Here is a 13,094-nt window from a genome sequence, read left to right on the forward strand (position 1 = left end):
TGCAGTTTTCTCAGCGGGTGGCGAGGGCCTGGTAGCCCTCCAGGTACCGCAGGCCAAAGGTCCGCAGGGAGGGCGTATCAAAATGGAGGCCGTCCCCCCGGCAGGTGAGGCCCTGGGCCGAAATCACCCGGCAGCCGGGAATCCGGGCCGCCAGGTCGGGCAGACGGCGGTTGAACTCCCGCAGCAGCGGGGCGGGGGTGCCGGTGAAGCCGTGTTCGGGGTAGCCCAGCTCCCCCACCAGGATGGGCAGGTCCCCCAGCTGGGCCCGGAACCCCTCCATGGTGCGGAGGAACTGTTCGGGATAGGCTTCCAGCTGTTCGGGGGCCAGACAGTCGCTCTCCCCCTGGTGCCACAGGATGGCCCCCAGCCGGGAGGTGCGCATGGCCAGCCGGGCCTGGAACACTGCATGGTCAAAGAGGATCTCCCCCGGCTGCCACTGGGCGATGGTGGTGCCCCCGTCGGCGCAGGGGATCAGCCCCACCTTCCGCCCTTCCTTGGGGAAGGCCGCCGCAAAGCTGGCCGCCAGACAGGCCCCGCTGCGGGGGCTGGACCCTTCCAGCACCCCGCGGTCCACGTTCACCGGCTCGCTCATGGCCTGCCAGCGCCCCATCCGCAGCATCAGACAGTCGGGCGCGGCGACGGCATTCTCCGCCGTCAGGTCTCCCCGGCCCGCCATGTTGGACTGGCCCGCCAGCAGGAAGGAGACAATTTCCCCTTCTGCCCCATGGAGGCCGTCATCAATCCATAATCCCATCAAAACGCCCCTTTTCTCCCTTGGTTTTTCTCTATCATACCAGAAAAGCGCCGCTTTTGCCAGAGAAAACCGCCCCGCCGGGTTGCACCGGCAGGGCTTTTGTGCTATGCTGGGCCTATCCCCCCAGGGGGGATAGATTGGAGGAATCGTTATGGAACATTCTGCACCCCACCACCACACCGAGACCAAGCAGGTGCTGGACCGGCTGTCCCGGGCCATCGGCCACCTGGAATCCATCAAGCGGATGGTGGAGGAGGGCCGGGACTGCAGCGAAGTCCTGATTCAGATTGCCGCGGTGCGATCGGCCGTCAACAATGTGGGCAAGATCATTTTACAGGATCACATCAGCCACTGTGTGGCGGATGCGGTCCGCACCGGCGACCAGCAGGTCCTGGAGGACCTGTCCGCCGCCATCGACCAGTTTGTAAAGTGAGGCGATGGGCAATGGACAACACAGCTTCCCAAAACATCCGCTCCATTGTGTGGGCCCTGCTGGCCGCCGCCCTCTACGCCATCAGCACTCCGGTGTCCAAACTGCTGCTCCAGGACGTGGCCCCCACCATGATGGCGGGGCTGCTGTATCTGGGGGCCGGCATCGGCATGTTCGGGCTGGGGATGGTGCGCCGGGGCGTGAAAGCCCTCCCCCATGAAAACCATCTCACCCGCCGGGACCTGCCCTATACCGCGGGGATGGTGCTGCTGGACATCGCCGCCCCCATCTGCCTGATGGTGGGCCTGACCCGCACCACCTCGGCCAACGCCTCCCTGCTGAACAACTTCGAGATTGTGGCCACCGCCCTCATCGCCCTGATGGTCTTTCGGGAGAAGATCAGCCGCCGGCTGTGGCTGGCCATCGGCCTGATTACCCTATCCAGCATGATTCTGTCCTTTGAGGACGCCGCCAGCCTGGATTTTTCCTTCGGTTCCCTGTTCGTGCTGGCAGCCTGCGTCTGCTGGGGCTTTGAGAACAACTGCACCCGGATGATGTCGGCCAGCGACCCGCTGGAAATTGTGGTCATCAAGGGCTTTGGCTCGGGTCTGGGGTCTCTGGTCCTGGCCCTGGCGTTGGGAGAGCCCCTGCCCCCGCTGCAGGTTCTGCCGGTGGTGCTGGTGCTGGGTTTTGTGGCCTATGGCCTCAGCATCTTCTTTTACGTCTACGCCCAGCGCCGTCTGGGCGCCGCCAAGACCAGCGCCTATTATGCGGTGGCCCCCTTCATCGGGGTGCTGCTGTCCCGCCTCTTCCTGCAGGAGGCCTTCACCCAGGTATTTCTGATCGCTCTGGCCATCATGATGGCGGGGGCCTACTTCGCCTCCACCGACGCATAATCCCCCCGGCCTGTACATATTCTCCCCGGGTCCCTCATACCTTTTAGAAAGGTGAACGGAGGGATCGGTATGAAAGGTGACCCGGAACAGCGGGCCGTTTTGCTGGGAGAATACATTGTGCAGCACAGCGCCACCGTGCGGGCGGCCGCGGCCGCCTTTGGCTTCAGCAAATCCACGGTCCACAAGGACGTGGCGTTCCGCCTGCGGGAGGTCAGCCCCGGCCTTTTTGAACAGGTCAAGGCCATCCTGGCCCGCAACAAGGCCGAGCGCCATCTGCGGGGCGGGGCCGCCACGCGGGAAAAATACAGCCGCCTACACCACGCCGGGCAGGCCGGACACTGAAAAGCTGCCGCACGGGTTTTGGGCCCATGCGGCAGCTTCTGCTTTCGGATACCGTTCAGGAGGATTCCCCCATCTTGCGGAACTGCTGCAGCGCGCTCTTTTCCAGCCGGCTCACCTGGGCCTGACTGATACCGATTTCTTTGGCCACCTCCATCTGGGTTTTGCCAAGAAAATAGCGCAGCTCCATGATTTTGCGTTCCCGGTCGGACAGGCCCTGCACCGTCTGGCGAAACTCCAGCCCGCTGATCCAGCTGTCCTCTCCGTCGGTGTCCCGCACCTGGTCCATCATATACATGGCGTCGCCGCCGTCGCTGTACACCGGCTCCTCCAGGCTCACCGGCTCCACCACCGACTCCAGCGCCGCCGTCACCTCCCGCCGGGACAGGCCCACCGTGTCACAGATTTCCTTCATGGTAGGCTCCCGGCCCAGCTGTTTTTCCAGCTGTTCCCGGGCCTGCATGGCCCGATAGGCGGTATCCCGCAGGGAGCGGCTCACCCGCAGGGCGTTGTTGTCCCGCAGAAACCGCCGGATCTCCCCCACGATCATGGGCACCCCATAGGTCGAAAACCGGACATCCAGCCCGGGGTCGAAATGGTCGATGGCCTTGATGAGGCCGATACACCCCACCTGAAACAAATCGTCCAGGTTTTCGCTCCGCTGGGAAAACTTCTGTACCACGCTCAGCACCAGCCTCAGATTCCCCTCGATCATCCGGCGTCGGGCGGCCTGATCGCCGGCCCGGGCCGCGGTGAGGAGGGTACGTTTTTCCGCCTCGGTCAAAACGGGCAGCTCGGCGGTATTGACGCCGCACAGCTCCACCTTGTTGTACATCCTGTGCCTCCCGGTCTTTGTGTTACCGGAAGTATGGCCGCCCTGCCTGCGGCTCATGCAGGGGGCGGCCTGTCAAATCATTCCACGTTTTTTCACAGGATATGCCATAAAGGGTGGAAAACCGCGCCTCCTTACTCCTGTTCGAGCTGGCGGCGCAGGTCCCGGATGATCCGCTTTTCCAGCCGGGAAATATAGCTCTGGCTGATGCCGATGGCGTCGGCGGCCTCCTTCTGGGTCCGCTCCACCCCGTCCACCAGCCCGAACCGCAGCTCCATAATCTGCCGTTCCCGGGCGCTGAGGCGCTCCACCGACCGGCGCAATACCGCCCGCTCGGCGTCCTGTTCCAGCCGCTGGCCCACCTGGTTCTCGTCGGTGCCCAGCACGTCGGACAGCAGAAGCTCGTTGCCGTCGCTGTCCACGTTGAGGGGCTCGTCGATGCTAGCCTCCTGGCGGCGGTTGGATGTTTTGCGCAGGTACATCAGAATCTCGTTGCCGATGCACCGGCTGGCGTAGGTGGCCAGCTTGATGTTCCGCTCCATGGTAAAGGTATTCACCGCCTTGATGAGGCCGATGGTCCCGATGGACACCAGATCCTCCGACGGCACCCCGCTGGACTCAAACTTTTTGGACAGGTACACCACCAGCCGCAGATTGTGGGTGATGAGTTCATCCCGGGCGGCCGCGTCGCCGGCAGCCATCCGGCCCAGCAGCTCCTTTTCCTCCTCGGGGGTCAGGGGCGGCGGCAGGCTGGGCCCGCCCGTCAGATAGTGGACCGCGCCCCAGGCTCCCGCCCGGGCCCACAGCCTCTGCCACGCTTTGAGAATCCATTTCAGCATTCCGATGTCCCCCTTAGTTCTCAGGATAATCCCATCCGGCCCGCCAGGTCCGACCCCAGCAGGAGGGTCCAGCCCTCCTCGGCGCCCCCCGGACAGAAAGCCGCCAGCAGCCCCGTCTGGCTCCAGGTGCGGCCCCCGGCCTGACGGATCAGGGCCGCAGCGGGCAGGGCGGGCAGAAGGGTCCGCCCCGCGATGGTGCCGCAGACCAGATACCGCATCCCCAGGGCCGGGTCGGGCGGCTCCCCCGTCCCGGCAAAGACGGCGTCCAGGCAGGCCCGGTGGGCCTCGGGCAGGGCCGTGCGGACGGCATCGTACCGCACCAGCACCACCGGCCGGCCCGCCACCGGGTCGGCCAGGGTGAAACCGCTGTCGTAGAAGGCGGTCACCTTCACCCGGGCGTTTCCCATCTCCAGCACGGCGGGCACCGCCGCCTGGCCCGGCCGGCCCAGAAAGCTCAGCAGGGCCCGCACCGCCAGGTACACCGCCGCCGTCCCGGCCAGAAGCCGCCCCGGCGTGATGTCCATATAGGCGGTGAGGTTGGCGGTGTGGGCCTGGGGCGCCAGCGCCGCCGCCCCGGTGAGCAGCAGGTTCAAAGCCAGAAACCACCCGCCCAGCCGCAGGAATACCCGCACCCCGGGACAGCCGTAGGCCAGAGCCACCGCCACCGCGCCGGTCCCTATCTTATAGAGAAGGGCCGGCCCAAATCCCATGGGCGGCGCCAGCAGCACCAGGCAGCTGATCGCCCCCAGGGCCGCCCCCGCCGCCAGCCGCGGCCCGCTGCAGCGGACCCCCGCCAGCAGCCCCGCCGCCAGCAAAAAGGCCGCCGCTGCGGCAAAATTGGTCAAGAGCAATTCGTCTATGTACAAAACTTTCACGGTGCATCGCCCCTGACATCCAGCATACCGCTCCCCGGCCGGGAAAAGCGGCGAACCAGAAAAACGGCTCCTTTTCGCCCGGCCGGCCCCCTTCCCGCAGGACAAATCATCTTTTTTCACAAAACCCCTTGCAAAATCCTTTCGGTTGCGCTATAATATCGCTTGCAAACTTTGATATGCCTCTTTAGCTCAGTCGGTTAGAGCACCTGACTGTTAATCAGGGTGTCGCCTGTTCGAGTCAGGCAAGAGGCGCTTCGGGCACGGATCGCAGGATCTGTGCCATTTTTTGTATATTCCGTACAATTCAACGCCCGATTTTTGGCGTAAACAACACTGTTTTTTTCCTTGAATTTAACATTGGCCCCTTGAAGAAGCTGTCGCATTGTGGTAAACTACACATGAGCTTTAAGAGCCGGCAGGCGCCTTAAAGCCGCAGCACCTTGATCAAAGGGTAGGCGCTCCCTTCTTTTGATAGCAGCTGACCTCTGCTTTGTCCTGTTTCTCCGCAGGGCAGGGCAAAGCAGAGGACTGCGTGCTGCTATAGGGGTTTTCTCCTTTTGTTTCATGCCGGGCGGGCCTGAAAAGCCGTGTTTTGACCTACATTCGTACAGGATGGAGCAATTTTCCTCTTGTGAATTCGGGCAGAATATGATAGAATGTGTCCATAGTCCCGTGTGAACAAAATAAAAATACATTGTAAAGAGACCATGGCGTTCGCCGGGCGAATCTCTTGTAAAGGAACCATCTATGCGCTATACTTATGTGCGGCAGCACGACACCACAGACTGCGCGGCTGCCTGCCTCGCAATGGTGTGCCTCCATTACAAAAAGGAAATCACGATCACGCGGCTGCGTGACATGATGGGCACAGACCTGAAGGGCACCAACCTCGTAGGCTTGCAGAAAGCTGCCAACGAACTGGGGTTCACCTCAGCTGCCGTTCGGGTTGATCGCGAGAACTTCTTAAGTGACTTTTCTCTTCCCTGCATCGCGCAGGAGATTACCGACCAGGGCTTGACCCACTTTGTGGTCGTATTCAAAAAGACAACCATCCCTGACGAGGGTGCACGCCGCAAGCATATGCTGGATGTGAACTCCGCCAAGGAGGAAGCCGAAAAGACCGGCAAAAAGTACAAGGACAAAGAATACGTTGTCGTGGGTGATCCGGCCACCGAGCTGAAAAAGATGACCCTCGACGAGTTCTACAAGAACTTTACCGGCGTTCTTCTGCTGCTCAACCCCACCGCTGATTTCCAGCCGGGCAAGGTTGAACAGGGCAGCATCTTCAAGCGGTATGTGAATCTTCTCTGGCCGCAGAAGAAGCTGTTCGCCTACGCGATTCTCAGTTCGGTTCTGTTGACCATCCTGGGTATTGCCTCTTCCCTCTTCAACAAGATCCTGATGGACGAGGTGCTCCCCTACGGGCTGCAAAACCTGCTGCTGACACTGGTTCTGGTGTTCAGCGTCGTCAACATAACCTCTGCACTTGTCACCTTCGTGCGGCAGTGGATTCTGGTCCATCTGTCCATTAAAATTGATATCCCGATGATGCTGGGCTACTTTGGGCACATCTACAAGCTGCCCATGAAGTTCTTTGCCACACGCAAGACCGGTGATATCACCACCCGTTACTCCGACGCAAACACCATCAAATCCATCTTCACCAGCGTTGCGCTGAGTTTGATTATGGATATCTCGATGGCTGTCATCACTGGCGTCATCTTGTTCAAGATGAACGCCACCCTCTTCTCCATCGCTTTGTTCATGACGCTGGTCAGCATCCTGCTGGTGCTGGTGTATAAGCGTCCCTACAAAAAGATCAACGAAGAGACGATGCAGCAGGCGTCCATCCTGAACAGCCAGATGATCGAGGGCCTGCGCGGCATCGAGACCATCAAGTGCAACGCAGGTGAGGACAACGAGCTGGAGCGGCTGGAACGGGAATATATTAAGAGCCTGAAAATCAGCATCCGGTCCAGCAAACTCTCCACCACCCAGACGCTGATTACCACTCTGATCTCCACGGGCTTCAGCATGCTGACCACCTACGTCGGCATCTCGCAGGTCCTGCAGGGAGATATGACCCTGGGTTCGTTTATGGCGTTCAGTACCCTGTCCAGCTATTTTACCAGCCCAGTCAGCAACCTTGTCAATCTTCAGCTCCAGATCCAGGAAGCCTCCATTTCCATGAAGCGCCTGACTGAGATCATGGACTATGAGACCGAGCAGTCCGACGAGCAGGAACACACCGACCTCGAACGGATGGAGGGCGACATCGAATTCCGCGATGTGACCTTCCGCTACGGCAACCGCACCCCCGCACTGGATCATGTGTCCTTCGCCATTCCCGCAGGGAAGAAGGTGGCACTGGTCGGTTCGTCGGGCAGCGGCAAATCCACCATCACCAAGATGCTGCTCAAGTATTATGAGCCGGAATCGGGTGAGATCCGGGTGAATGGCGTGAACCTGGACGAGTACACCAATGACTCGGTCCGCCGCGCTATCTCCTATGTCCCGCAGAACATTGAGCTTTTCAGCAAGACCATTCTTGACAATATCCGCATTTCGCGCCCTGACGCGACGGTGGATGAGGTCAAGGAGGCGGCCAAGAAGGCGGATGCACACGACTTTATCCGCAAACTGCCGCTGCAGTATTACACCTACCTGGAAGAAGCCGGCAACGGCCTGTCGGGCGGTGAGAAGCAGCGCATTGCGTTGGCCCGTGCGTTCCTGAAGAACTCAAACCTCTATATTTTGGACGAATCCACGAGCAACCTCGACTTTGCAACAGAAAATGCCATTTTTGACATGATCTACAACCAGCTGGCCGATCGCTCGATGCTGATTGTCGCCCACCGCCTTTCCACTGTGCGCGGCTGTGACGAGATTATCGTCATGGACGAAGGCCACATTGCAGAGCGCGGCACCCACGATGAGCTGATGGCAAAGCAGGGCAAGTATTACGCTCTGTGGAACCTGCAGCAGGGTATCTTCCGCAAGCGCGAAGAGCCCAAGCCGGTTGTTGAGACAGTCTCCGCCTCGGATGATGAGGATGATGACGACTCGATAACCTATTGACGGTGCAACCAGGTGCGCACCTGGTTACATAAATGGTTTCCGGACGGTTGCGCAACCGACCGGCAATCGACACATTTTTTCGTTTCAATCATTTGAAGGGAGTAATTCATTATGATGATGCCTGCAAACTACTCTGTTATCGCAGAGAACGAAATGACCTACGTTAACGGCGGCGCTCTGATCGACTGCTTCGCCCCCATCATGAACGAGGGCAACTGGAAGACCTTCAACACCAACCTGATCAAGATCGTTGGCAACTACTCGATGACCAAGTTCCTGAGCAGCACTGTTGGCGTCCTGTTCGGCGGCAACTTCAGCTTCAGCAACTGGGGCGACACCCTGGAGGGCAACTACTACGTTAAGGACAACGCTTTCGACACCGTTGCTAACGTTCTGGGCGGCCTGGCTGCTATCTACACCCTGGGCACTGGCGATGCTAAGACCCTGCACACCGATAAGGTTCTGGGCGTTAAGGGCGCTCTGTAAGTCAGATTCATTCTAACTTAAGAAAGGTGGTTCATCATGACCTTTCCTGCAAATTACGCAGTAATTGCAGAGGATGAGCTGACTTATGTCACTGGCGGCGGCGTGATCGCTAACGTTCTGCCCGCTGTCATGACCAGCGAAAACTGGAAAACCTTCAACACCAACATGATCAAGATTGTTGGCAACACCTTCCTGAGCCAGTTTATTGGTGCTGTTCTGGGCACTGCCTTTGGCAGCAACTATCAGTTCGGTGGCATCATTGATGCCCTGGGCAATACCTTCTCTGGTAAGGATCTGCCCAATACCCTGCTGCAGGTCGGTGGCGGTCTGGCCGCTATCTACACTCTGGGTATTGGCAATGCTAAGGTGAAGCAGTCTGGTGTCATCGGTGTCGATGGCGAGAAGGTTGCCTAAGCTGGTGTTTCAGCTCTAATCTCGATTGCAAGTGTATTTTAGTCTGACCCCGCCCCACGGGGTTGGGGCAGATCAAAATGCCTCGTTATGGTGTGCCAGGAGGCAAGTCCCTCCTGGCGCACCTTATTTTTTTGTAACCTAATTTTCCCTGAAACTTGTCTGTTTCATCCCAGTGGATGCGACAGGCAAAAGCGGACTGTGAGCGGTTTAAGCAAACCAAGGTCACAGCCGGCTTTTGCCTGCTGCGCCCCGCATGGCCCCTGCCCCGCCCCCTTTGCGGCGGACGGGCGCGGCCTGTGCGGCCAGAGGGACGAAGTGCAGGGGCAATACACTACAATAAAACAGGTGAATCATTATGCATGAAATTCAAGTAAGTGAAAGCAAAACCCTCAAGCTCACCAACGTGCTCAGCCGCCGCATCATGCCCGAGGAGTTTGCCAACATCAATCTGATTGTGACCCAGATGGAGAACTTCGTCCGCAGTCACAACGCCCAGCCCATCGGACCGCTGGTGCAGCACATTATGGTCACCAAGGGCCCCAATCCGGAGCCCCAGATGTATCTGCTGCGCCAGGCCAACCAGATGATTCCCCGCCTGGACCCCCAGTACCACATGGACGCCGTCCTGCGGGTGAAGGATTGCCTGTATGCCCGCTTTATGGGCCCCATGAACCGCAACGACCTGGCCGCCCAGAAGCTGAACATCTATGCTTTTGAGCATGACATCCAGCTCTCGGGCAGCGTGTACAGCATTTTTGTCAATCAGGACGACGATGAAGGCGTTGTCGACGTCTTTATGGAAAAGGAATAACCCTATGACCAACATTCGTGTCACCAATCTGTACGATCTGCAGGACCGCCGGATTATGATGGAGAAGAAGCTGCCCCCCTACGGGTACGCTCTGATCCTGATTGTGGCGGCGCTGATGATCGGCCTTGTGGCCTGGAGTACCGTGACCCCCCGCATCTATATCGCCCAGCTGTCGGGCACCGTCCAGTCGGCCAACAAGACCTATATTATGTCCTCTTATTCGGGCCAGATCACCGAGCTGAATATCTCGGAGGGCAGCTACGTGGAGCAGGGCGACCTGATTGCCCACGTCAAGAGCACCGACCTGGATATCCAGCAGAGTCAGCTGGAAAACCAGATGGCCATCTACCAGACCCAGCTGGCCCAGTACAACAAGCTGATTCAGTCCATCCAGGACAACACCAACTATTTCAGCGAGAGCGACCCGGCCGACCAGACCTACTACTATCAGTACGAGAACTACCAGAGCCAGGTTGCCCAGCACACCTTTGACTCGTCGGCCTACCGCGCCGCCGGCTACACCGAGGCGCAGATCCAGTCCCTGATGGAGCAGAACCAGAGCGAGCTGGAGCAGATCTACTACTCGGCCCTGCAGTCTGCGGCCCAGAACGTCAGCAACGTGCAGGCCAACATCGAGAACCTGCAGTCCCAGCTGGATGCCCTGAGCACCGGCGCCAACGATTACTACATCTACGCGCCCACCTCCGGCGTCATCCACATGGACACTCCCTACAGCGTGGGCATGGTTCTGTCGGCGGGTTCGGTCCTGGCCACCGTCGCCAGCGAGAACTCGGATTATGAGATCGTGGCCTATGCCGGCCTCAGCGACCGTCCCCTGATCGAGGTGGGCGATCCCTGCACCATCGCCATCACCGGCCTGGCCCAGACCGCCTACGGCACCCTGACCGGCACCGTCACCGCCATCGACAGCGACGTGACCTCCTCCAACGGCACCTCCTTCTACAAGGTGACCGTCCGCCCCGACAGCACCTACCTGATCAGCAAGAGCGGCGACCAGGTGGACCTGTCCAACGGTATGAGCGTCACCGCCCGCGTCCAGTACGACGAGGTCACCTACTTCCAGTACGCGCTGGAGGCTCTGGGCGTCCTGGTGCGCTGATCCGGTACGATTCCATGTCATGCATTTCCGGCGAGCGGTGAAGGACCCAAACCGTCCTCCCCCTCGCCGAAAATTCCCCCTGTAGGTGGTTTTGCCCGCCGGCACCGGTCCGCGGGCAGAGCGGGTCTCTCCCGGTTTGGCTGCCTAAATCTGCCCGCAACGAGGTATAACATGAAGTTTTTTGCAAAACGGCTGTCGGCCATTCTGCTGCTGACTGCCCTGACAGTCAGCGCGGCCATGCCTGCCGCCGCAGTAAGTTTGCCCTCCATCAAATGGCCGTTTCAGCGGGTGGAGGTCGAGAGCATTGAGCCCGGCGAATACGACGCCGAGATGGTGGTGGGCACCACCCAGCAGCTGAAACCCACGGTCATGCCCGAGAATGCCACCGACAAGGACGTGGTCTTTGCCTCCGAGGACATCAGCATTGTCCAGGTGGGCCAGGACGGCCTGATCGGCGCCGCATCGGTGGGCACCACCCGCGTTTCGGCTACCGCCGGCGGGGTGACCATCTACTACGACATCAACGTTGTACCCGATCCCTCCACGGTGGTTTCGGATATGGATGCGGCCATTTCCTCCGAGGAAATCGCCCTGGGCGATACCGCCACCATTTCGGTGTCGGTGAGCCCCAGCTCGGCCGCCGCCACCGCCACCGTGACCTTCACCTCCTCCAATGAGGCGGTGGCCAGCGTCAACAACTTCGGCCGTGTCACGGCTGTGGGCAAGGGCAGCGCCACCATCACCGTCACCTGCGGCGATATCGTCCGCACCATCAACGTGAAGGTCTATATCCCCACCGACGGCATCCACCTGAACACCAACTATCTGGTTCTCAAGCCCGGCGAAACCGCCCAGATCACCGGCAGCGTGACCCCTTCCACCGCGCCCCAGGGCCTGACCTTCCGCTCCAGTGACAAGAGCGTGGCCACCGTCTCCGGCAGCGGCACCGTCACGGCGGTGGGCACCGGTTCCACCTCCATCATCGTTTCCAACGGGGATTCCTCCAGCATGGTGACGGTCATTGTCAACCGGGGCGGCGCATCCAGCAGCTCCAGCAGTTCGGGCTCCGAAACCGATGAAGGGGGCGCATCCAGCGGCGAAACCGTCTCGGATGATCCCATCATTCAGCAGATCAACGACGCCCAGATTGAGGTTGTCAACCTGAACCAGGCAGATATTCCCCTCATCACCTCCGAGATGCTCAACGCGCTCCGCCGCACCGGCAAGACCATGAACATCACCGGCGAGGGCTATATCCTGACCATCAAGGGCACCGATATCCGGAACACCCAGAACACCATCAACACCGCGGTGGTGTTCACCCCCAGCACTGAGGAAAACGGCCTGGAGTTCACCCTGAACGAGGGCGGCGCCATGCCCTGCACCGTCAGCGTGACCATGACCGGTGAAAACGCCAGCTATGGCCGCCTGTACCTGTACAACACCGCCACCGACCAGTGGCAGTACCTGAACAGCTACTCCGACAGCGTGGTCACCACCGACACGGCGGGCCGTTATCTGCTGACCAACGACACATTGACGTTCGTCCACGTAAACATCTACGCAATGATCGCCGCAGGCGCGGCCCTGCTGGCCATCGTGGTGGTGTATATCGTGGTAAAGAAGAGGTATTGGTTCTGGTGATGCAGGCCATCCATATAAGAATCTTACCTTCCCCATAGCAAGCAAAGCCCCGTCTCCTGACAGGAGACGGGGCTTTGTGTTTGGTTTTGATGGAAAGGTGTGTTGTTCCCTTATTTCGGCCGGCAGGCGGCTCTGAGGCCCTGTTTCTGCCTCTGTCGTGGCTGTTCCTTGCGGCGGCCTGCCGGGCTGTCCGGGACGAGGCGGGCTCGCTCCCCCATCGGGGGAGCTGTCGCCGCAGGCGACAGAGGGGGGATTCCTCTAAACCGTGCGGTACCTCCCAGCTTCCCGGTTTCCGCCGGGCGTCGTGGTACGCCCTTCCCCATCGGGGAAGGTGGCCCGCAGGGCCGGATGGGGGATTCCGCTAGACCATGCGGTACCTTCCAGCCTCCCGGATTCCGCCGGGCGTCGTGGTACACCCTTCCCCATCGGGGAAGGTGGCCCGCAGGGCCGGATGGGGGGCTCCTCTAAACCGTGCGGTACCTCCCCCGCCCTGCCTTTCCACTGCTCCGCCCATGGTACCCAGCCCCCGACCGGGGGCGGCGGCGCAGCCGCGGGGGATACCGCTGAGGGCGGGTG

At 60.3% G+C, this 13,094-nt stretch carries 13 protein-coding genes and 1 tRNA gene; 10 read left to right on the top strand and 4 right to left on the bottom strand.

All coding sequences use genetic code 11. The features are described from left to right. Window positions 1-10 precede the first annotated feature (10 nt). Entirely contained in the window at window positions 11-754 is a 744-nt protein-coding gene (locus B5F27_RS03575) for a sialate O-acetylesterase (protein WP_158098182.1), read from the bottom strand. A gap of 151 nt (window positions 755-905) precedes the next feature. Between B5F27_RS03575 and B5F27_RS03580 the strand changes: the two genes are divergently transcribed. The 3 genes from B5F27_RS03580 to B5F27_RS03590 all read left to right on the top strand — a co-directional run bounded on the left by B5F27_RS03580 (window position 906) and on the right by B5F27_RS03590 (window position 2,422). Beyond that, window positions 906-1,187, top strand: coding sequence for a metal-sensing transcriptional repressor (locus B5F27_RS03580; protein WP_087364755.1), 282 nt, complete (start codon window positions 906-908; stop codon window positions 1,185-1,187). An 11-nt stretch (window positions 1,188-1,198) separates the two neighbouring features. Further along, window positions 1,199-2,080: a DMT family transporter gene (locus B5F27_RS03585; RefSeq protein WP_087364728.1), complete on the top strand. Its 882-nt coding sequence runs from the start codon at window positions 1,199-1,201 to the stop codon at window positions 2,078-2,080. A 69-nt stretch (window positions 2,081-2,149) separates the two neighbouring features. Then, window positions 2,150-2,422 (top strand): sporulation transcriptional regulator SpoIIID, encoded by a 273-nt coding sequence (locus B5F27_RS03590; protein WP_087247305.1) that lies wholly within the window; start codon window positions 2,150-2,152, stop codon window positions 2,420-2,422. A 55-nt stretch (window positions 2,423-2,477) separates the two neighbouring features. Here B5F27_RS03590 and sigG read toward each other — a convergent pair whose 3' ends face one another. From sigG to B5F27_RS03605, 3 genes are all read right to left on the bottom strand, one after another. Next, window positions 2,478-3,254 (bottom strand): RNA polymerase sporulation sigma factor SigG, encoded by a 777-nt coding sequence (gene sigG, locus B5F27_RS03595; RefSeq protein ID WP_087364730.1) that lies wholly within the window; start codon window positions 3,252-3,254, stop codon window positions 2,478-2,480. Between the two features lie 131 nt (window positions 3,255-3,385). Continuing rightward, a complete protein-coding gene (sigK, locus tag B5F27_RS03600) occupies window positions 3,386-4,090 on the bottom strand; it encodes an RNA polymerase sporulation sigma factor SigK (protein ID WP_087247309.1) in 705 nt (234 codons plus the stop codon). 20 nt (window positions 4,091-4,110) lie between these two features. Beyond that, complete coding sequence (locus B5F27_RS03605; protein WP_087364732.1) at window positions 4,111-4,965, bottom strand: sigma-E processing peptidase SpoIIGA; 855 nt, start codon at window positions 4,963-4,965, stop codon at window positions 4,111-4,113. 178 nt (window positions 4,966-5,143) lie between these two features. Between B5F27_RS03605 and B5F27_RS03610 the strand changes: the two genes are divergently transcribed. The 7 genes from B5F27_RS03610 (at window position 5,144) to B5F27_RS03640 (ending at window position 12,518) form a co-directional block, all read left to right on the top strand. Further along, a tRNA-Asn gene (locus tag B5F27_RS03610) sits at window positions 5,144-5,217 on the top strand. Window positions 5,218-5,712: 495 nt separating this feature from the next. Beyond that, window positions 5,713-8,043 carry a peptidase domain-containing ABC transporter gene (locus B5F27_RS03615; RefSeq protein WP_087364734.1) on the top strand — a complete coding sequence of 777 codons (2,331 nt, stop codon included), beginning with the start codon at window positions 5,713-5,715 and terminating at the stop codon, window positions 8,041-8,043. A 111-nt stretch (window positions 8,044-8,154) separates the two neighbouring features. Beyond that, window positions 8,155-8,529 (top strand): hypothetical protein, encoded by a 375-nt coding sequence (locus B5F27_RS03620; RefSeq protein WP_087364736.1) that lies wholly within the window; start codon window positions 8,155-8,157, stop codon window positions 8,527-8,529. Window positions 8,530-8,565: 36 nt separating this feature from the next. Continuing rightward, window positions 8,566-8,943 (top strand): hypothetical protein, encoded by a 378-nt coding sequence (locus tag B5F27_RS03625; protein WP_087364738.1) that lies wholly within the window; start codon window positions 8,566-8,568, stop codon window positions 8,941-8,943. A gap of 355 nt (window positions 8,944-9,298) precedes the next feature. Beyond that, window positions 9,299-9,754 (top strand): hypothetical protein, encoded by a 456-nt coding sequence (locus tag B5F27_RS03630; RefSeq protein ID WP_087364740.1) that lies wholly within the window; start codon window positions 9,299-9,301, stop codon window positions 9,752-9,754. A 4-nt stretch (window positions 9,755-9,758) separates the two neighbouring features. Further along, complete coding sequence (locus B5F27_RS03635; protein WP_087247320.1) at window positions 9,759-10,874, top strand: HlyD family efflux transporter periplasmic adaptor subunit; 1,116 nt, start codon at window positions 9,759-9,761, stop codon at window positions 10,872-10,874. A gap of 171 nt (window positions 10,875-11,045) precedes the next feature. Next, window positions 11,046-12,518, top strand: coding sequence for an Ig-like domain-containing protein (locus B5F27_RS03640; RefSeq protein ID WP_087364742.1), 1,473 nt, complete (start codon window positions 11,046-11,048; stop codon window positions 12,516-12,518). Window positions 12,519-13,094: the final 576 nt, after the last annotated feature.

The organism is Faecalibacterium sp. An192, from assembly GCF_002160175.1.
Classification (GTDB): Bacteria; Bacillota; Clostridia; order Oscillospirales; family Ruminococcaceae; genus Faecalibacterium.

What these genes read in the sequence shown, in the direction of transcription:
- B5F27_RS03640 (WP_087364742.1), top strand. Translation starts at nt 11,046, where the DNA reads ATGAAGTTTTTTGCAAAACGGCTGTCGGCCATTCTGCTGCTGACTGCC.
- B5F27_RS03585 (WP_087364728.1), top strand. Translation starts at nt 1,199, where the DNA reads ATGGACAACACAGCTTCCCAAAACATCCGCTCCATTGTGTGGGCCCTG.
- sigK (WP_087247309.1), bottom strand. Translation starts at nt 4,090, where the DNA reads ATGCTGAAATGGATTCTCAAAGCGTGGCAGAGGCTGTGGGCCCGGGCG.
- B5F27_RS03625 (WP_087364738.1), top strand. Translation starts at nt 8,566, where the DNA reads ATGACCTTTCCTGCAAATTACGCAGTAATTGCAGAGGATGAGCTGACT.
- B5F27_RS03630 (WP_087364740.1), top strand. Translation starts at nt 9,299, where the DNA reads ATGCATGAAATTCAAGTAAGTGAAAGCAAAACCCTCAAGCTCACCAAC.
- B5F27_RS03620 (WP_087364736.1), top strand. Translation starts at nt 8,155, where the DNA reads ATGATGATGCCTGCAAACTACTCTGTTATCGCAGAGAACGAAATGACC.
- sigG (WP_087364730.1), bottom strand. Translation starts at nt 3,254, where the DNA reads ATGTACAACAAGGTGGAGCTGTGCGGCGTCAATACCGCCGAGCTGCCC.
- B5F27_RS03635 (WP_087247320.1), top strand. Translation starts at nt 9,759, where the DNA reads ATGACCAACATTCGTGTCACCAATCTGTACGATCTGCAGGACCGCCGG.
- B5F27_RS03615 (WP_087364734.1), top strand. Translation starts at nt 5,713, where the DNA reads ATGCGCTATACTTATGTGCGGCAGCACGACACCACAGACTGCGCGGCT.
- B5F27_RS03580 (WP_087364755.1), top strand. Translation starts at nt 906, where the DNA reads ATGGAACATTCTGCACCCCACCACCACACCGAGACCAAGCAGGTGCTG.
- B5F27_RS03590 (WP_087247305.1), top strand. Translation starts at nt 2,150, where the DNA reads ATGAAAGGTGACCCGGAACAGCGGGCCGTTTTGCTGGGAGAATACATT.
- B5F27_RS03575 (WP_158098182.1), bottom strand. Translation starts at nt 754, where the DNA reads ATGGGATTATGGATTGATGACGGCCTCCATGGGGCAGAAGGGGAAATT.